This is a genomic window from Streptomyces sp. QH1-20, assembly GCF_041283565.1.
Lineage (GTDB): Bacteria > Actinomycetota > Actinomycetes > Streptomycetales > Streptomycetaceae > Streptomyces > Streptomyces syringius.
The window spans coordinates 3,459,411-3,477,854 of the sequence record NZ_CP166299.1 but is presented as its reverse complement, the minus strand read 5'-3'; the positions used below and the strand labels follow the sequence as shown (position 1 = coordinate 3,477,854).

Below are 18,444 nucleotides of genomic sequence, written 5' to 3'. Positions count from 1 at the left end.
CACCCTAGAGGTGAGGCCTCACCTACGACCCGCCTGCCCCCCGACGCGACGGATCGACAGGGATAAGACTGGCGTGCCGCGATAAACGATCGATGAACGGCCACGTGAAAGGGTTTTGGCGGGGGTTGTACGGCCGCGGACGGCCTCCGGACCGGCTGCGACACAGCTGGAAACGCCGCCGACAAGCCCCTGAAAGCCAGGCGTCGCGCCCCCGATACGCCCCGGAAATACGCCCGGTGCGCCCTACAACATTCACATGCGGCCGACGGGGCTCCGCGTACGGACATCACCACCGGTGGCGCACCCGGCGTGAAACGGGACGCCGCGCGCCGGTGAAGTCTCGCGCCGAACGCCGCCTCGCGCCGACAGCGCTACGCGCCGCCCCCGGCAGCAGCCCCGCCCTACGCCGCCGCCGCGGGAGCCAATAACCCGCGTACGTCCGCCGCTTCCGACGAGCCGAGCTGCTCGAAGATGGTCAGTGCCTCCGCCCAGCAGGCGTGGGCGCGCCCCGGCTGGCCCAGGGCGTCGAGGCAGCGGCCGAGGACGGTCAGGACATTGCCGCGCCGCCATTCCCCGCCGATGCCGCGCAGCTGCGCCAGGGCCTGCTCCGCGTGGGCCGCCGCCTGGGCGGGCTTGCGGCCTGCGAAGTACAGCTCGGCCATCCGGAAGAGCGTCATGCCCTCCCACAGCCGCTGCCGGTTGTCCCGGAAGACCGGCAGGGCCTCGGTGAGCTGCGCCAGGGCCTCGTCGTGTCGCCCGGCGCGGGTCAGGGCCACCCCGTAGGCGTAGAGGCCGTTGGCGTGCCGCCAGGAGACGTTGATCTCGCGGTAGATGGCGAGTGCCTGCTCGGCGAGGCTGACCGCGGACTGGATGCGGCCCATGTCCAGGTGCGTCCGGGAGAGGTTGCTGAGCGCGCTGGCCTCGCCGGGGCGGTTGCCGTCGGCGCGGAACGCGGCGAGGGCCTGGCCGATGTAGGTCTCGGCGTCCTGATGGCGGTGCTGGTAGATGGCGATGATGCCGCGGTTGTTCGAGGCGTAGCAGCAGGGGATGGGGTCGGCGCAGGCGCGGCCGAGCAGGACGGCGTGCCGGGCCTGCTCGTCCGCCTGGTCGAACCGGCCCGCCAGGCTGTGCACATGGGTGAGCACGGTCCGCGCGCGCCCTTCCGCCCGCCCGTCGCCCGCCGCCTGGGTGGCGGCCAGCAGGGCCGTCGCGGCCTGCTCGTACTGGCGGGAGTCGGCGCCCGACTCGGCGAGGTCCTTGGCGGCCAGCAGCAGGTCGACGGCGCGGCGCAGGGTGAGGCCGGTGGTGTTCGCGTGCTGCCGTACGCAGGCGAGCAGACAGCCGGCCTCGGCGAAGAGCCAGTCGCTCGCCGCGCCCCGGTCGGTGAAGGTCAGGCCCGGGTGCGTGGTGGGCGTGAGGTGGGCGAGGAGCTGGTCGCCGGGGCGCTCGAGGACGTACACGCCGGCCGCCGTGGCCAGGTAGAAGTCCAGCAGGCGGGACATCGCGGCGTCCCGTTCGGCGGGCGGCTGCTCGTCGCGCTCGGCGCACGCACGCGCGTAGAGACGCAGGAGGTCGTGGTAGCGGTAGCGGCCCGGAGCCGCGGATTCCAGGAGCGAGGTGTCGACCAGCGACTCCAGCAGTTCCTCGGTGTCGTCGGGGTCGAGATCGAGCACGGCGGCCGCGGCGGCGAGCGAGAAGTCGGGACCGTCGGCGAGGCCGAGGAGGCGGAAGGCGCGGGCCTGGGCGGGCTCCAGCTGGCCGTAGCCGAGCTCGAAGGTGGCCTTCACGGCGAGGTCGCCGGCCCGGAGCTCGTCGAGGCGGCGGCGCTCGTCGCCGAGCTTGCGGGCGAGGACGGAGACGGTCCAGGTGCGGCGGGCGGCCAGCCGGGAGGCGGCGATGCGGATGGCGAGCGGCAGGAAGCCGCAGGCGGCGACGACGTCCATGGCGGCGTCGCGCTCGGCGCCCACGCGCTCGTTGCCGACGATGCGGGTGAAGAGGACGAGTGCTTCCTCGGGGCTCATCACATCGAGGTCGACGAGGTGGGCGCCGGCGAGGTCGACCATGCGGGAGCGGCTGGTGACGAGCGCCGCGCAGCCCTCGGTGCCCGGCAGCAGCGGGCGGACCTGGGCGGCGTCGCGGGCGTTGTCCAGCAGGGTCAGCACCCGGCGGCCGTCGAGGGTGGAGCGGAAGAGCGCGGACCGTTCCTCGACACCGTCCGGGATGGCGGAGTCGGGGATTCCGAGGGCCCGCAGGAAGGAGCCCAGCACGGCCTCCGGCTCGGCGACCACGGGCCCGGTGCCCTGGAGGTCCACATACAGCTGGCCGTCCGGGAAGTGGTGGCGGGCGGCGTGGGCGACGTGCACCGCCAGCGTCGTCTTGCCGACGCCGCCGATGCCCGCGACCGCGGAGACCGCCATGACGCGGCCCTCGGCGGTGGCGAGCTGGTCGCTCAGCTCGTGGACGAAGGCGGTGCGGCCGGTGAAGTCGGAGACGGTCGCCGGGAGCTGGGCGGGGCGTACGAAGGCGGGCCCGGCGGTGGGGCGGTCGTCCGCGCTGAAGTGGATGGTGAGGTCGGCGTCGGCCTGGAGGATGCGCTGCTGGAGCTCGGAGAGCTCGGCACAGGGGTCGACGCCCAGCTCGTCGGCCAGCAGCCGGCGGGTGTCGGCGTAGACGGCGAGGGCCTCGGCCTGGCGGCCGCTGCGGTAGAGGGCGAGCATCAGGAGCTCCCGCAGTCGCTCGCGCAGCGGGTGCGCGGCGGTCAGGGCGGTCAGCTCGGAGACGGCCTCGGCGTGGCAGCCGACCTCGAGGTCCAGGTCGAGCCGGGTCTCCAGCAGGCTCAGGCGCCACTCCTCCAGCCGGGTGCGCTGGGTGTCGGCGTACGGGCCGGACAGGCCCGCGAGCGGCTCGCCGTCCCAGACGTCGAGCGCGTCGTTGATGAGCCGGCGGGCGCCGCAGCGGTCGCCGGCGGCGCGGGCCTTCTCGGCCTCGGCGGCCAGGCGCTCGGCCGTGTCGATGTCGAGGCCGCCGGCGCCGACGCGTATCGCGTAGCCGCCGGACTCGCTGACCAGGGCGTCGGCGTCGGGGCCGAACGCCTTGCGCAGCCGGGAGGCGTACGTCCGCAGGGCGGCGAGGGCGGCGTGCGGGGGTTCCTCGCCCCAGAGGGCGTCGACGAGCTCGGGCGCGGTGGCGGTGCGGCCGCCGCGCAGCAGCAGCGCCGCGAGGAGCGCCCGCTGCTGGGGTGAGCCGCTGTGCAGCAGTTCGTCGCCGCGCCAGGCGCGGACGGGCCCGAGCACGGTGAAGCGCAGTTGCTGCCCGTGCCCTGTGTCGCCGGCCATTGTGACCCCCTGTGTCCTGCTCGGTCGCACCGGCCAGTCTGCCTTGTTCGGGGCCTCTACGTCAGCAGGGGTCCGGCCTCTCCACAAGGCCTGCCAAGGACCACCTCACCACATAGCTGACGGTCCGTCAGTTCGGCGCTACCGTGTCGGCCATGGAGAGCTTCCCGAAGATAATCTCGGTGGACGACCACACGGTCGAGCCCCCCAACGTCTGGCGGGACCGACTTCCGACGAAATTCCACGACGTCGGACCCCGGATCGTACGGGCGCCGCTGAAGGAGATGACCTTCGTGGGCGGCAGGTTCGCGCCGAAGATGGGCGCACCCGGTGACGACGGGCCGGTGGCGGACTGGTGGGTCTATGAGGATTTGCACCGTCCTCTCACTCGGCTTGATACCGCCGTCGGATACTCCAGGGATGACATCAAGCTCGAAGGAATCACCTACGAGCAGATGCGGCCCGGCTCCTACAGCGTGCCGGAGCGGCTGGCCGACATGGACGTCAACCACGTGCAGTCGGCGCTCTGTTTTCCTACCTTTCCCCGCTTTTGCGGGCAGACCTTCACCGAGGCACGCGACCGTGAGCTCGGGCTGCTGGGCGTACGGGCCTACAACGACTGGATGGTCGAGGAGTGGTGCGGCCCCCAGGCGCACGGAAGGCTGATCCCGCTCACGCTCGTACCGCTGTGGGACGCGGAACTGGCCGCCGAGGAGGTGCGCCGTAACGCCGCGCGCGGGGTGCGGGCCGTCTGTTTCTCCGAGATACCGCCGCACCTGGGGCTGCCGTCCGTCCACACCGACGCCTGGGACCCCTTCCTGCGCGCCTGCGACGAGACCGGGACCGTCATCGCCATGCACATCGGCTCCTCCTCGCGCATGCCGTCGACCTCCGCCGACGCACCACCCGCGGTGGGTTCGACCATCACCTTCGCCAACTGCTGCTTCTCGATGACCGACTGGCTGATGTCGGGGAAGTTCGACCGTTTCCCGAACCTCCGGATCATGTACGCCGAGGGCCAGATCGGCTGGATCCCGTACATTCTCGAGCGCGCGGACGTGGTCTGGGAGGAGAACCGGGGCTGGGGCGGCGTCGCCGACAAGGTGCTCCGTCCGCCGTCCGAGCTGTTCGCCGAGCACGTGTACGGCTGCTTCTTCGACGACGCCTTCGGTCTGCGCAACCTCGACGCCATCGGGGACCGGAACGTGCTGTACGAGACCGACTACCCGCACTCCGACTCCACCTGGCCCAGGTCGAAGGAGATCGGCGAGGAGCAGATGGGGCACCTGGCGCCCGAGGTGGTCGAACGCATCGTGCGGGGCAACGCGATCGACCTGCTGGGGCTCACCCCGGACGGACTGTGGGCGGGAGCGGGCCGTGCCTGACCCGCCGCCGCCGGGCGGGGAGCGCGGCCCCCGCCACGGACTGCGCGTCCTGCCGCCGGACCGGCTGTCGTACGGCATGCAGCTGCCCGTCCAGTCGCAGAGCACCCTCTACGCCGAGCCCTGGGAGGCCGCCGCCGGGCCCGCCGAGCTGCTGGAGATCGCCCGGACCGCCGACCGGCTCGGGTTCGCCTACCTCGCGACCTGCGACCACGTGGCCGTCCCCGCGCGCCTCGCCACCACCATGGGCACCGTCTGGTACGACCCCGTGGCCACCCTCGCCTTCCTCGCCGCCGCCACCGAGCGGACCCTGCTGATGAGCCATGTGGCCGTCGCCGGACTGCGGCACCCGCTGATCACCGCGAAGCAGTACGCGACGGTGGACCGGCTCTCGGGAGGACGGCTGGTCCTCGGGGTCGGCGCGGGTCACGTCGAGGAGGAGTTCGCGGCGCTGGGCGCGGACTTCGGGCAGCGCGGGGCGGTCCTGGACGAGACGATCGACGCGCTGAAGGCGGCGTTGGGACCGGGGGAGTACCCCGAGTTCCACGGCGAGCGGTTCTCCTTCCACGGCCTCGGCCAGGCCCCGCGGCCGGCGCGGACGCCCCGGCCGCCGCTCTGGGTGGGCGGCTCCTCCGCCGTCGCCCTGCGCCGGGCGGCGCTCAAGGGCGACGGCTGGCTGTCGCAGGGCGACCGCCGCGGGCAGCTGCCGAGCCGCGTGGCCCGGCTGCGGCGGCTGCGCGCCGAAGCGGGAAAGGACGGGCCCTTCGCGATCGGGGCCATCACCGAGCCGCTGTACGTGGGCACGCCCGGCTGGGACACCGGCCCGCGCACGCTGACCGGGAGCCCGGAAGCGCTCGCGGAGTCGCTGCGCGCCTACCGGGCGATCGGCGCGGACCAGATCCAGGTGCGCTTCCGCTGTCGCGACCTGCCCGAACTCCTCGACCAGATGGCGGGCTTCGCGGATGCGGTGGCTCCGCATCTCGACGACTAGGACGTGTCCGGAAGCGCCGCACGGGCCTGGTTTCGGCTGAGCTCAGCCCGAACCAGCCCGTCCGGCGTTTGAGGACGCGCCCGCAGGGCGCCGGCCGCCGCAGACGGCAGACGAAACGGCGGGTGAGCCGCCGACCAGGACCCGAAGGGGAACGTCATGGGCAAGCTGGACGGGCGCGTCGTGCTCATCACCGGCGCGGCGCGGGGACAGGGCGAGTGGGAAGCGCGGCTCTTCGCGGCCGAAGGGGCGAAGGTGGTCCTCGCCGACGTCCTGGACGACGCGGGCACGGCCGTGGCGAAGGACCTGGGGGAGTGCGCCCGCTACGTCCACCTCGACGTGGGTGAGGAGGCGGACTGGGCGGCGGCCGTCGCCCTCGCGAAGGAGAGCTTCGGCAGGCTGGACGGGCTGGTCAACAACGCCGGCATCCTGCGCCACGGCGAGCTGGAGCGCACCTCTCTCGCCGTGTACCAGGAGGTCGTCCGGGTCAACCAGATCGGCCCGTTCCTGGGGATGCGGACCGCGGCGCCCGAGCTGGCGGCGGCGGGGGGCGGGACGATCGTCAACACGGCCTCGTACGTGGCCCTGGCGGGCCTGGCCACCCTCACCGCCTACGCGGCGACCAAGGGCGCCGTCGTGGCCATGACGCGGGTGGCGGCGCTGGAGCTGGCGGGCCGGGGCATCCGGGTCAACGCGCTGTGCCCGGGCGGGATCGACACCCCGATGACGAACCCGGGCGGTGGGGCGGGAGCGGGTCTGGAGGAGATGTTCCGCAAGCTGGTGCCGCTGGGGCGGCTCGGACGGCCGGAGGAGGTGGCGCGCGCGGCGCTGTTCCTGACGTCGGACGACTCCTCGTACCTCACCGGACAGCCGGTCGTCATCGACGGCGGATGGCTGGCGGGAGTGCCGCTCCCCTCATGACGGGTCATGGCGAGAGCCCGCCGCAGGGGTCGCCCCGGGCCCCGTCCGGCCGTCTTGACGCCCTCTGTCACCGGTGCCAGAGTCTGCGTACCTGACGATGCGTCAGAATCACAGGGACGGTGAACCTCCGTGGAATTCGGGATCTTTGTGCAGGGATATGTGCCGGCGAGCCGTTCGGCGGTCGACCCCGAGGCCGAGCACCACGCGCTGATGGAGGAGACCGAGTACGTCATCCAGGCGGACGCGTCGGGCTTCAAATACGCCTGGGCCTCCGAGCACCACTTCCTCGACGAGTACTCGCACCTCTCCGCCAATGACGTCTTCCTCGGCTACCTCGCGCACGCGACCGAGCGCATCCACCTCGGCTCGGGGATCTTCAACCCCCTGCCCCAGGTCAACCACCCCGCCAAGGTCGCCGAGAAGGTCGCCATGCTCGACCACCTCTCGGGCGGGCGGTTCGAGTTCGGGTCCGGGCGGGGCGCGGGCAGCCACGAGATCCTCGGATTCCTGCCGGGCGTCACCGACATGAACCACACCAAGGAGATCTGGGAAGAGACCATCGCCGAGTTCCCCAAGATGTGGCTCCAGGAGGAGTACGAGGGCTTCCAGGGCACCCACTGGTCCCTGCCCGCCCGCAAGATCCTGCCGAAGCCGTACGGGCCCTCCCACCCGGCGATGTGGTACGCCGCCGGGTCGCCGTCCTCGTACGCCATGGCGGGCCGCAAGGGGCTGGGCGTGCTGGGCTTCAGCGTGCAGAAGGTCTCCGACATGGAGTGGGTCGTCGAGTCCTACAAGACGGCGGTCGAGCAGGCGGAGCCCGTCGGGGCCTTCGTCAACGACAACGTGATGGTGACCTCGACCGCGATCTGCGCGGAGACGCACGCCAAGGCCGTCGAGATCGCGGTGAACGGCGGGCTGAACCATCTGCAGTCGCTGCTCTTCCGCTACCACGACACCTTCCCCCGGCCCGAGGGCATCCCCGAGTGGCCGGAGCTGCTGCCCGAGTACACCGAGGAGATCATCGAGCTGCTCATCGCTGAGGAGCTGATGATCTGCGGCGACCCCGACGAGGTCTTCCGCCAGTGCAAGCGCTGGGAGCAGGCGGGCGCGGACCAGCTGTCGTTCGGCCTGCCGATCGGGGTGCCGTACGAGCACACCATGGAGAGCATCCGGCTGATCGGCGAGCACGTCATCCCGAAGATCGACACGGACCCCGTGCACCGCACCACGCGCTTCCGCCAGGCCGCCGGGTCCTGAGCGGACGCCCACCCGCACCGGGGCGGCGCCTCCCGGGCCGCCGCCCCGGCCCTTCCCGGCACGCGCGCGTGCCCCGCGTCCGTGCACCGGAGCCCACGCGCGCGTGCACCGCGCCCGCACACCGCCCGGCCCTTCTCGCCCTCTGACCGTCGGCAGCCTCCGCCCCGGACCGCAGAGAGGACCCACCATGCTCGACCACCTGATCCGGCGCGCCACCGTCGTCGACGGCACCGGGGCACCCCCGTTCGTCGCGGACGTCGGCATCGAGGACGGGCGGATCGCGGTGGTCGGCACGACGGCGGTGGTCGGCGGGCGGGTGAACCGCCGGGCACGGACCGAGGAGGACGCGCGGGGGCTCGTCCTCGCACCGGGGTTCATCGACCCGCACACCCACTACGACGCGCAGCTCTTCTGGGACCCCTACGCCACCCCGTCCATGAGCCACGGCGTGACCACCGTCGTCGGCGGCAACTGCGGCTTCAGTCTCGCCCCGCTCCACCCCGGCCGCCCCGCGGACGCCGACTACACCCGGCGGATGATGAGCAAGGTCGAGGGCATGTCGCTGACGGCCCTGGAGGAGGGCGCGCCCTGGACCTGGTCGTCCTTCGGCGAGTACCTCGACGCCCTGGACGGCCGGATCGCCGTCAACGCCGGGTTCATGGTGGGACACTGCGCGCTGCGCCGGCATGTGATGGGCCCCGCTGCCGTGGGCGGCAGACCCGACGCGCAGCAGTCGAAGCAGCTGCTCACCCTGCTCCACGAGGCGATGGACGCGGGTGCCTGGGGGCTCTCCACCACCCAGTCGACCACCCACACCGACGGCGACGGCCGGCCCGTGGCCTCCCGGCACGCGCTCCCCGAGGAGCTGCTCGCGCTGTCCCGGGCCGTCGGCGAGCACGAGGGCACCCAGATCGAGGCCATTGTCGCCGGGTGCCTGGACCGGTTCGCGGACGAGGAGATCGACCTCCTGGTGGGGATGACGGCCGCCGCCGGGCGCCCGTTGAACTGGAACGTCCTCACCATCGACGCCGCCGTCCCCGAGCGCGTGCCGCGCCAGCTCGCCGCGAGTGCGCGGGCCCGCGCGGCGGGCGGCCGGATCGTCGCGCTGACCATGCCCATCCTGACCCCCATGAACATGTCGCTCGGCACCTTCTGCGCCCTGAACCTCATCCCCGGCTGGGGCGAGACCCTGGCCCTGCCCGTGGCGCGGCGCATCGCCGCTCTGCGCGAGGCGTCCGTCCGGGCGGAGCTGCTGCGGTGCGCGCACAGCGAGGAGGCCGGGGTCTTCCGGCGGCTGGCCGACTTCGGGCGGTACGTGATCGGCGACACCTACGCGAAGGAGAACGAGGGCCTGACCGGCCGGGTCGTGCGCGACATCGCCGCCGAGCGCGGCACGGACCCCTTCACGTGCCTGGTCGACATCTGCGCCGCCGACGAGCTGCGCACGGTCCTGTGGCCGATGCCGACGGACAACGACCCCGCCAGCTGGGAGCTGCGGCGGCGCACCTGGGAGCACGAGGACGTGCTGCTCGGCGGCTCGGACGCGGGGGCGCATCTGGACCGGATGTGCGGGGCGCCGTACACGACGCGTTTCCTCGGGGACTGTCTGCGCGGCCGGAAGCTGGTGCCCCTGGAGCGGGCCGTGCGGATGCTGACGGACGACCCGGCGCGGCTGTTCGGGCTGCGCGGCCGCGGCCGGATCGCGCGGGGCTGGCACGCGGACCTCGTGCTCTTCGACCCGGACCGGATCGACGCGGGCCCGGCCACGCTCGTCCACGACCTGCCGGGCGACGGCCCCCGGCTGGACGCCCGGGCGCGCGGGGTGGTCAGCGTGCGGGTGAACGGCGTCGAGACGGTCCGGCACGACGTGACGACCGGCGCGGTGCCCGGGGTGGTGCTGCGGTCGGGGCGGGACACCGAGACGGTGGGGACCACCCACTGAGACGGCCGGGGCTCGCGCACGGGGCACGGGAAATTTTTGAACCCGGACAAAAGGTGCGCTGCTGCGGTTCCCGCAATCCGGTCACCTCGGGTTTACCCCTTGGTGTTACCTGCCGTAACCCACGCTTCGCCTTTCTTTGTCAGGTCAACTCCCCGAATCGGCGCATACGTTCAAGGCGCTTCCCCTGGACCGCAACCCTCCGGATGCGGAAACAGCAGCACTTAACGTCCTGCCCATGGTTCAGGTACATCCACGGCCCCGGGCCGGAGACACGGTAATGAGCGTCGCCCGCGGCGGCGTTGATCAAGCCGGTGACGCGGGAGAAGTGCGTACCAAGGGGCTCAGCGGCAATTCCGTCGGGCTGCTCGGCAGTGCCGTCATCGGTATCTCCACCGTCGCGCCCGTCTACTGCCTGACCTCCACCCTCGGCCCGACCGTCGGCCAGGTCGGCGTGCAGATGCCCGCCGTCTTCCTGGCCGGATTCCTGCCGATGCTGCTCGTCGCCTTCGCCTACCGCGAGCTGAACAAGGCGATCCCCGACTGCGGCACCTCCTTCACCTGGACGGTGCGGGCCTTCGGCCCCCGCGTCGGCTGGATGTGCGGCTGGGGTCTGGTCATCGCGACGATCATCGTGCTGTCCAATCTCGCCGGTGTCGCGACCTCCTTCTTCTATCTGCTGCTGGGTGAACTCACCGGCAGTGACGCGCTCGCCGCGCTGGACGACAACCGGCCCGTCCACGTCCTGACCTGCCTGGCCTTCATCGCTGTCGCGACCGCCGTCAGCTATCGCGGCATGACCGCGACCAAGGGTGTGCAGTACGCGCTCGTCGGACTCCAACTGGCCGTGCTCGCCGTATTCATCGCGATGGCCATCTCCAAGGCCCGCTCCGGCGACCTGCCCGGCTCCATCGACTTCTCGTGGTCGTGGATGAACCCCTTCGCCGTGCAGTCCTTCGCGGCCTTCACCGCCGGACTGTCCCTGTCGATCTTCATGTTCTGGGGCTGGGACGCCTGTCTGACGGTCAACGAGGAGACCGAGGGCAGCGCCAGGACCCCCGGCCGGGCCGCGCTCGTCGCCATGGTCGTCCTCGTCGGCTCGTATCTGCTGACCGCCGTCGCCGCCCAGATGTTCTCCGGCGTCGGCGAGCAGGGCACCGGCCTCGGCAACCCCGAGACCTCCGACAACGTCTTCGCGGCACTCGCCGACCCCGTCATGGGCACGGCCCTGGGCGTCCTGCTCTTCGTGGCCGTCCTCGCCTCCGCCGCCGCCAGCCTCCAGACCACCTTCATCCCGGTCGCCCGCACGGTCCTGGCGATGAGCGCCTACCAGGCGCTGCCGCCCTCCTTCGCACGCATCCACCCGCGCTTCAAGTCCCCGGGCCTCGCCACCATCGCGGCGGGCGTCGCCACCGGCGTCTTCTACGCGGTGATGAGCTTCCTCAGCCAGAACGTCCTGATCGACACCGTCTACGCCCTCGGCCTGATGATCTGCTTCTACTACTCGATCACGGCCTTCGCCTGTGCCTGGTTCTTCCGCGCCGAGCTGCGCCGGTCGGTGCGCGACGCGTTCTTCAAGGGCGTCTTCCCGGTGCTGGGCGGCCTGCTGCTGGCGGCCGTCTTCGGCAAGACCCTGTACGACATGTGGGACCCCTCCTACGGCAGCGGCAGCTCCGTCCTCGGGGTCGGCTCGGTCTTCGTCATCGGCGTGGGCCTGCTGCTGGTCGGCGTGGTCATCATGCTGGTGATGCGGCGCCGCAGCCCCGCGTTCTTCCGGGGCGAAGTGCTCACCCGGTCCACCCCAGCCCTGGTCGTGGAGGACTAGGGTCCGGCCGGCCGGTCCTCGGCTGCGGGCCGCCTGTGCTGCCTGTGCCGCCTGCGGCGGCGAGCGCCCTGCGGCGCGTCCCCAAGCGCCGGACGAGCTGCTGTGCCGTGTCCTCAATCGCCGGACGGGCTTGTTTCCGGCTGAGCTCAGCCGCCATCAGCCGGCCAGGCTAAGCCCACCCCAAAAAGACCGGATTCGTCAGCGCGGCAAACGCCCCCGCCCCGCCGTCGGCGGGCGGGTGGCGGACCTCCGCCCGGACGTACGCGGCGTACGAGGCGGTCGTCCGCCACTCCACCTTCCCGTCGGCGGGCACCGGGGTGGTGAACAGCCGGCCCTGGTCGGTGACGAACGAGGCCGAACAGCCCGCCGCCCCGGTGACGTCCAGCCGGACGGTGACGGGCGCGTCCCGGTCCACGCGCAGCCGCTCGCCGATGCCCGCGTGGGCGCCGCGCCCGCCGGAGGCGGAGAAGGACAGACCGACGGCCGAGGACTCCGCGATCCAGCAGCGGCCGGCCCGGATGCCGGCCAGCAGGGCGGTCCGGGACAGGTCCTCGGCCAGGACGACGGTCTGCGGATGGCCGACGACCTGCGGCTCGCGGTGCGCGTCGCTGTTGCCGATCGCGGGCAGCCAGGGCCTGCCCCGCCGGACCGCGGCGACCAGGGCGTTGTCCCACTCCGCGAGGGCGATCTCGTCGTCCGGGGTGTACGGGCCGTTCCAGACCTCCACCGCGTCGGCCTCGTTGAACCCGAACTTCCAGTTGCAGCCGACACAGGTGGCGTGCGGGTGGGCGGGGACGACGAGCCCACCCGCCTGGCGGATCCGGCGGGAGAACCGGCCGAAGGCGTTGTCGCGGGCCCGGTAGCGCCAGTCGACGAACACGCCGGGGTCGATGCCGAGCGCCACGACGTGGCCGTTGCGGGTCGTCACCTCCTCGCCGGTCAGGATGAGGAAGTCGTCCGCCCACAACCCCTCCCACGCGCCGTGCGACGACGTGGTGTTGTGCTCGGTCGTCGTGATCCAGTCCAGCCCGGCGGCCCGCGCCGCCGCGGCGACCTCGGCGGGGGTCCGCTTGCCGTCGGAGTGCACGCTGTGCAGGTGGTTGTCGCCCCGGTACCAGGCGCGGCCGCGCCCCTTGGCGCGCTGCGGCGGATACACCGGCGCCGGGGTGACGCCCGGCGGCCCGTACCGCAGGGTGACCGTCACCTCGTACGCCAGGCCCTGCGGCGCCACCGTGTACGGGCCGAGGACGACGTGCCAGGTGCCGGGCCGGACCGGGCCCGCGAGATAGCCGGGGGTGGCCCGCTCGGCGCTGATCGCGAACTCCGTACGGGCGCCGCCCGACCAGCCCCGGAAGCCGGGCCCGCCCAGCTCCGTGCCCCGCTCGTCGAAGATGCCGATGTCGCAGGCGTTGCCCTGGACCCCGGCCGGTACGGCGGGTCTGTCGTAGGTGTAGGAGACGGCGATCTCGCGGACACCGCGCGGCACTTCCACGGGGAGGTGGACGAAGTCGGGCGCACCGGTCGGCAGCCGGCCGGTGACCTTGCGGGTCTCGGACGCGGGGCGGCCACGGGCCCCACCGGGCCCGTCGGCGTGGGCGAACGTCACACCGTCGAGCGTAAGCACGCCCGCCGCGCCCGCGACAGCCGCCATCCTGAGCATTTCGCGTCGGTGCATCCGTGGCCCCCTGGGTCGGAAGGGTCGCCCCGTCATCGTTGTACGCCCGGGTGGCGCACAGGGGAACGGGTACGGACGGGTGAGTTGCGGCGCGCGGTCGGCCGTGGGCGGGGTGCGGCGGCCGGTTGCCGCCGCCGGGTGTCCCTCGGCGCTCGTCCGCTTGTCGCGCGGACCGCCGGAGGGTGGTAGAGCATACGGTTGGGACACGCCACGACGGAGGTGCCACCGCATGCGGATCGCCACCACGATCTTCCTCACCGACGAGACGATCAGCCCGGTCCGGCTCGCCCGGGAGCTGGAGCAGCGCGGCTTCGCCGGTCTCTTCCTGCCCGAGCACACCCACATCCCGGCCTGCCGCCGGACCCCGTGGCCCGGGGGCGACCCGCTGCCGCGCGAGTACGGCCGGGGCCTGGACCCGTTCGTCGCGCTCGCGCAGGCCGCGGCCGTCACCGAGCGGCTCGCGATCGGCACGGGCGTCACGCTGGTGGCCCAGCACGATCCGATCGTGCTCGCCAAACAGGTCGCCTCGCTCGACTTCGTGAGCGACGGCCGGTTCACCCTCGGCGTCGGCTTCGGGTGGAACGTGGAAGAGGCCGACGACCACGGCGTGGAGTGGAGCTCGCGGAGGCGGCTGGTACGGGACCGGATGGCCCTGATGCGCGCGCTGTGGACCGAGGAACCGACGGCCTACGCGGGCGAGTTCGGCTCCGTCCGGGCGAGCCTCGCGCACCCCAAGCCCGTCCGGGCGCCGCGCTCCCGGGAGGGCGCGGAGCCGCTCGTGGGGCCGCGCACCCTGATCGGCGGAGGCGCCGGGCCGGGGCTCTTCTCCCACGTCGCGGAGTACGCGGACGGCTGGCTGCCCGTCGGCGGCGGCGGTCTGGGCGAGGCGCTGCCCGCGCTGCGCCGGGCGTGGCGGGCGGCCGGGCGGCCCGGGGAGCCGGTGGTCGTGCCGTACGCCGTGCACCCCTCGGCCGAGAAGCTCGCGCACCTCGCCGACCAGGGCATCGAAGAGGTCGTGGTGGGGCTGCCCTCGGCCGACGACGCGGTCGTGGTGCGGGCCCTGGACGCGCTGGCCGAATTCCTCTAGGCGGGGCCGGCCCGAGCCCTTCCGTCCGCCCGTTCGGCGCCGCTGGTCAGGCGCTGTTCCCCGGGTACTGAACGCATGCCGGAGGGTGCCTCCGTCTGACGTGATCAGTGGCACACGGATCCACCCGGGCGCCCTCTGGAGTTGTCGGTTCCCGCTCGTATGCTCGGACAATGACTTCGAGCGCGCAGGGACCCGAGCAGGCAGCACCGACCGCGAACGCCATGCGTCGCGCGCTCAGGCGGGCCCGCGACGGGGTCGCGCTGGACGTCACCGAGGCCGCGGTGCTGCTCCAGGCACGCGGCGAGGACCTGGCGGACCTGTGCGCGTCCGCCGCGCGCGTGCGGGACGCGGGCCTCGAAGCCGCCGGCCGCCCCGGCGTCATCACCTACTCCAAGAGCGTCTTCATCCCGCTCACCCGCCTCTGCCGCGACAAGTGCCACTACTGCACCTTCGCCACCGTCCCCGGCAAGCTCCGCCGCGCCGGCCACGGGATGTTCATGTCCCCGGACGAGGTACTGGACATCGCCCGCCGCGGCGCCGAAATGGGCTGCAAGGAAGCGCTGATCACCCTCGGCGACAAGCCCGAGGACCGCTGGCCCGAGGCGCGCGAGTGGCTGGAGGCCGAGGGGTACGACGACACCATCGCCTACGTGCGAGCGATGGCCATCCGCATCCTGGAGGAGACCGGGCTGCTGCCGCACCTCAACCCCGGCGTCATGACCTGGACGGACTTCCAGCGGCTCAAGCCCGTGGCGCCCTCCATGGGCATGATGCTGGAGACCACCGCCACCCGGCTGTGGAGCGAGCCCGGCGGCCCTCACCACGGCTCCCCGGACAAGGAGCCGGCCGTCCGGCTGCGCGTCCTGGAGGACGCGGGGCGCAGCTCCGTCCCCTTCACCAGCGGCCTGCTGATCGGCATCGGCGAGACGTACGAGGAGCGCGCCGAGTCGCTGTTCGCGCTGCGCCGGATCTCCCGCGCCTACCACGGCATCCAGGAACTCATCCTGCAGAACTTCCGCGCCAAGCCGGACACGGCGATGCGCGGCATGCCGGACGCCGAGCTGGACGAACTGGTCGCCACCGTCGCCGTCGCCCGGCACATCATGGGCCCCTCCGCCTGCCTCCAGGCCCCGCCCAACCTGGTCGCCGGGGAGTACGCGCGGCTCATCGGCGCCGGCATCGACGACTGGGGCGGCGTCTCCCCGGTCACCCCGGACCACGTCAACCCCGAGCGCCCCTGGCCGCACATCGACGAACTCGCCGAGCACTCGGCCGCCGCCGGCTTCGAGCTGCGCGAACGCCTCGCGGTCTACCCCGAGTTCATCCAGCGCGGCGAGCCCTGGCTCGACCCCCGTCTGCTGCCGCACGTCCGCGCCCTCGCCGACTCGGCCACCGGCCTGGCCCGCGAGGACGCCGTCATCGAGGGCCACCCCTGGCAGGAGCCCGAGGACGTGTTCGTCGCCGCGGGGCGCACGGACCTGCACCACACCATCGACACCGAAGGCCGCACCGCGGACCGCCGCGACGACTTCGACGAGGTGTACGGCGACTGGGAGGCGCTCCGCGAGGCCGCAGCCCCCGGCATGGTCCCCTCCCGGCTCGACGGCGACGTCAAGCAGGCGCTGAAGCAGGCCGCCGACGACCCCACCCGGCTGACCGACGCCGAGGCCCTGACCCTCCTGCACGCCGACGGCCCCGCCCTCGACGCCCTCTGCCGCATCGCCGACGACCTGCGCCGCGCCACCGTCGGCGACGACGTCACCTACATCGTCACGCGGAACATCAACTTCACCAACGTCTGCTACACCGGCTGCCGCTTCTGCGCCTTCGCGCAGCGGCGCACCGACGCCGACGCCTACACCCTCTCGCTCTCCCAGGTCGCCGACCGCGCCGAGCAGGCCTGGCAGGTCGGCGCGACCGAGGTCTGCATGCAGGGCGGGATCCACCCCGACCTGCCCGGCACGGCCTACTTCGACATCGCCCGGGCGGTGAAGGAGCGCGTCCCGGGCATGCATGTGCACGCCTTCTCGCCGATGGAGGTCGTCAACGGCGCGACGCGCACCGGCCTGTCCATCCGGGAGTGGCTGACCGCGGCCAAGGAAGCCGGGCTCGACAGCATCCCGGGCACCGCCGCCGAGATCCTCGACGACGAGGTCCGCTGGGTCCTCACCAAGGGCAAGCTGCCGACCGCCACCTGGGTCGAGGTCGTCCGGACCGCACACGAGCTGGGTATCCGGTCCTCCTCCACGATGATGTACGGGCACGTGGACCAGCCCCGCCACTGGCTGGGACACTTCCGGCAGCTCACCGCGATCCAGCAGGAGACCGGCGGCTTCACCGAGTTCGTGACCCTGCCCTTCATCCACACCAACGCCCCCGTCTACCTCGCCGGCATCGCCCGCCCCGGCCCCACCACCCGGGACAACCGCGCGGTCACGGCGATGGCCCGGGTGCTGCTCCACCCGCACATCACGAACATCCAGACGAGCTGGGTGAAGCTGGGCGCCGAGGGCGCGGCCGAGATGCTGCGCTCGGGCGCCAACGACCTGGGCGGCACGCTGATGGAGGAGACCATCTCCCGGATGGCGGGCTCCTCCTACGGTTCGTACCGCTCGATCCAGGATCTCGTCGCCATCGCGGAGGCCGCGGGCCGCCCGTCCCGGCCGCGTACGACGCTCTACGGCGAGGTGTCCGAGGAGCGGCAGGCCGCGGCGCTCGCCTCCGACGGTCACCTTCCGGACCTGCTGCCGGTGCTGGGGGAGTAGCGCACGGGCCCGGCGCCTGCTTGTTGCCGATTTGTCGCCGCTCGCTGGCCGGGCGGCGACGGATCATGCATAGGGTGTCGGCCATGTCTTGGCCACAGAACCCGCAGGATCCCCAGCAGCCCCAGGGCGGGCAGCCCCCTCAGCCCCCGCAGCAGGGCTTCGGTCCGCCGCCCGCGTGGACGCCCACCGCCCAGCAGCCGGCGGTGTCACTGCCCCCGCAGCAGCCCCAGCACCAGCAGACGCCTCCGCAGCCCCCGCAGGGGATGCCGCCGCAGCCGCCCCAGCAGCAGCACGGGATGCCTCCGCAGCCTCCGCAGCCGTACGGTGCGCAGCCGCCCCAGCACCAGCAGATGCCCCCGCAGTACCAGCAGGCTCCACCGCAGCCGGAGCCGCCGCGTGGTGGCGGCCGCAACAAGACGATGCTCGCCGTCATCGGCGGCGTCGTGGCGCTGGCCGTCATCGGCGGCGGTGCGTTCTTCCTGTTCAACGGCGGCGACGAGGAGAAGCCCGAGGCGGGCAAGGGCGGCCCGCAGGCCTCCGGCGCCCCGGCGCAGCCGACCCAGGAGCCCACCCCGGGCAACGGCGGGACGAGCCCGTCCGGCCCGCCGCCGAAGGTCGCCGGCTGGCAGACGCAGACCAGCGAGGAGCACAACTACCGCTACGACGTGCCCGCCAAGGCCGACAAGTGGAACGTCGCCCCGCAGGGCACCGCCATTTCCTACACGGACAACGGCAAGCCCGTCGTCGTGATGCGGGAGATCGCGAGCTACCGCGAGGGCGGCTGCTCCTCCAACGCCAACCCCGACACCATCGGTGAGGCGGGCAAGGGTCAGCTCGCCTCCGTCGGCACCACGGGCGGCGGCAAGGACCTGGACCTCAAGGAGAACGCCCGCAACTGGGCGGGCAACTGGGGCATGATGGCCTACGGCGGCCTGAGCAACAAGCCCAAGATCGAGATCAAGGACGAGAAGGCCTGGAAGGCCAACGGCATCGAGGGCTGGACCGCCACCGCCAAGGTGACCGTCAAGAACCGCCCGAGCGACTGCGTCCCGCCCACCGCGATCGTGAAGAGCATCGCCCAGAAGCTGCCGGACGGCACCTTCCACGGCTGGGTGATCTACGCCGACCAGGGCGTCCCCGACGCGCTGACCGAGGCCCAGATCGACAAGATCATGAGCACGGTCCGGCCCGCGAAGGACTGAAGGAGTGAGCGGGACGCGCTCGGCGCGGGGGCCGAGCGCGAACCACCCGGTGTGATCCGGCCCGCCGCGCG

General features: G+C 72.7%; 11 protein-coding genes. 9 read left to right on the top strand and 2 right to left on the bottom strand.

Going from position 1 to position 18,444, the window contains the following annotated elements; genetic code table 11:
* Positions 1 to 401: 401 nt before the first annotated feature.
* A complete protein-coding gene (locus tag AB8O64_RS15510) occupies positions 402 to 3,335 on the bottom strand; it encodes a BTAD domain-containing putative transcriptional regulator (RefSeq protein WP_370419703.1) in 2,934 nt (977 codons plus the stop codon).
* Between the two features lie 152 nt (positions 3,336 to 3,487).
* Between AB8O64_RS15510 and AB8O64_RS15505 the strand changes: the two genes are divergently transcribed.
* From AB8O64_RS15505 to AB8O64_RS15480, 6 genes are all read left to right on the top strand, one after another.
* A complete protein-coding gene (locus tag AB8O64_RS15505; RefSeq protein WP_370419702.1) occupies positions 3,488 to 4,717 on the top strand; it encodes an amidohydrolase family protein in 1,230 nt (409 codons plus the stop codon).
* A 76-nt stretch (positions 4,718 to 4,793) separates the two neighbouring features.
* Positions 4,794 to 5,705: a TIGR03619 family F420-dependent LLM class oxidoreductase gene (locus tag AB8O64_RS15500; protein WP_370423873.1), complete on the top strand. Its 912-nt coding sequence runs from the start codon at positions 4,794 to 4,796 to the stop codon at positions 5,703 to 5,705.
* A 156-nt stretch (positions 5,706 to 5,861) separates the two neighbouring features.
* Positions 5,862 to 6,623, top strand: a complete 762-nt coding sequence (locus AB8O64_RS15495) for an SDR family NAD(P)-dependent oxidoreductase (protein ID WP_370419701.1) — start codon at positions 5,862 to 5,864, stop codon at positions 6,621 to 6,623.
* Between the two features lie 129 nt (positions 6,624 to 6,752).
* A complete protein-coding gene (locus AB8O64_RS15490; protein WP_370419700.1) occupies positions 6,753 to 7,880 on the top strand; it encodes an LLM class flavin-dependent oxidoreductase in 1,128 nt (375 codons plus the stop codon).
* Between the two features lie 187 nt (positions 7,881 to 8,067).
* On the top strand, positions 8,068 to 9,822 hold the full coding sequence (locus AB8O64_RS15485; protein ID WP_370419699.1) for an amidohydrolase family protein: 1,755 nt from the start codon (positions 8,068 to 8,070) through the stop codon (positions 9,820 to 9,822).
* A 235-nt stretch (positions 9,823 to 10,057) separates the two neighbouring features.
* The gene (locus AB8O64_RS15480) at positions 10,058 to 11,644 is read left to right on the top strand and encodes an APC family permease (RefSeq protein ID WP_370419698.1); all 1,587 of its coding nucleotides are present in this window, start codon (positions 10,058 to 10,060) and stop codon (positions 11,642 to 11,644) included.
* Between the two features lie 169 nt (positions 11,645 to 11,813).
* Here the strand turns inward: AB8O64_RS15480 and AB8O64_RS15475 are convergent, their stop codons facing one another.
* The gene (locus AB8O64_RS15475; RefSeq protein WP_370419697.1) at positions 11,814 to 13,319 is read right to left on the bottom strand and encodes a CehA/McbA family metallohydrolase; all 1,506 of its coding nucleotides are present in this window, start codon (positions 13,317 to 13,319) and stop codon (positions 11,814 to 11,816) included.
* Positions 13,320 to 13,548: 229 nt separating this feature from the next.
* Here AB8O64_RS15475 and AB8O64_RS15470 point away from each other — a divergent pair, with 229 nt between their 5' ends.
* The 3 genes from AB8O64_RS15470 to AB8O64_RS15460 all read left to right on the top strand — a co-directional run bounded on the left by AB8O64_RS15470 (position 13,549) and on the right by AB8O64_RS15460 (position 18,373).
* Positions 13,549 to 14,406 carry a TIGR03619 family F420-dependent LLM class oxidoreductase gene (locus tag AB8O64_RS15470; RefSeq protein WP_370419696.1) on the top strand — a complete coding sequence of 286 codons (858 nt, stop codon included), beginning with the start codon at positions 13,549 to 13,551 and terminating at the stop codon, positions 14,404 to 14,406.
* Between the two features lie 170 nt (positions 14,407 to 14,576).
* Positions 14,577 to 17,171 carry a bifunctional FO biosynthesis protein CofGH gene (locus AB8O64_RS15465; protein WP_370419695.1) on the top strand — a complete coding sequence of 865 codons (2,595 nt, stop codon included), beginning with the start codon at positions 14,577 to 14,579 and terminating at the stop codon, positions 17,169 to 17,171.
* Positions 17,172 to 17,254: 83 nt separating this feature from the next.
* On the top strand, positions 17,255 to 18,373 hold the full coding sequence (locus AB8O64_RS15460; protein ID WP_370419694.1) for a hypothetical protein: 1,119 nt from the start codon (positions 17,255 to 17,257) through the stop codon (positions 18,371 to 18,373).
* Positions 18,374 to 18,444: the final 71 nt, after the last annotated feature.

Excerpts from the sequence above, each read along its gene's own strand:
- AB8O64_RS15510 (WP_370419703.1), bottom strand. The coding sequence starts at position 3,335 with ATGGCCGGCGACACAGGGCACGGGCAGCAACTGCGCTTCACCGTGCTC.
- AB8O64_RS15505 (WP_370419702.1), top strand. The coding sequence starts at position 3,488 with ATGGAGAGCTTCCCGAAGATAATCTCGGTGGACGACCACACGGTCGAG.
- AB8O64_RS15500 (WP_370423873.1), top strand. The coding sequence starts at position 4,794 with ATGCAGCTGCCCGTCCAGTCGCAGAGCACCCTCTACGCCGAGCCCTGG.
- AB8O64_RS15495 (WP_370419701.1), top strand. The coding sequence starts at position 5,862 with ATGGGCAAGCTGGACGGGCGCGTCGTGCTCATCACCGGCGCGGCGCGG.
- AB8O64_RS15485 (WP_370419699.1), top strand. The coding sequence starts at position 8,068 with ATGCTCGACCACCTGATCCGGCGCGCCACCGTCGTCGACGGCACCGGG.
- AB8O64_RS15480 (WP_370419698.1), top strand. The coding sequence starts at position 10,058 with ATGGTTCAGGTACATCCACGGCCCCGGGCCGGAGACACGGTAATGAGC.
- AB8O64_RS15475 (WP_370419697.1), bottom strand. The coding sequence starts at position 13,319 with ATGCACCGACGCGAAATGCTCAGGATGGCGGCTGTCGCGGGCGCGGCG.
- AB8O64_RS15470 (WP_370419696.1), top strand. The coding sequence starts at position 13,549 with ATGCGGATCGCCACCACGATCTTCCTCACCGACGAGACGATCAGCCCG.
- AB8O64_RS15465 (WP_370419695.1), top strand. The coding sequence starts at position 14,577 with ATGACTTCGAGCGCGCAGGGACCCGAGCAGGCAGCACCGACCGCGAAC.
- AB8O64_RS15460 (WP_370419694.1), top strand. The coding sequence starts at position 17,255 with ATGTCTTGGCCACAGAACCCGCAGGATCCCCAGCAGCCCCAGGGCGGG.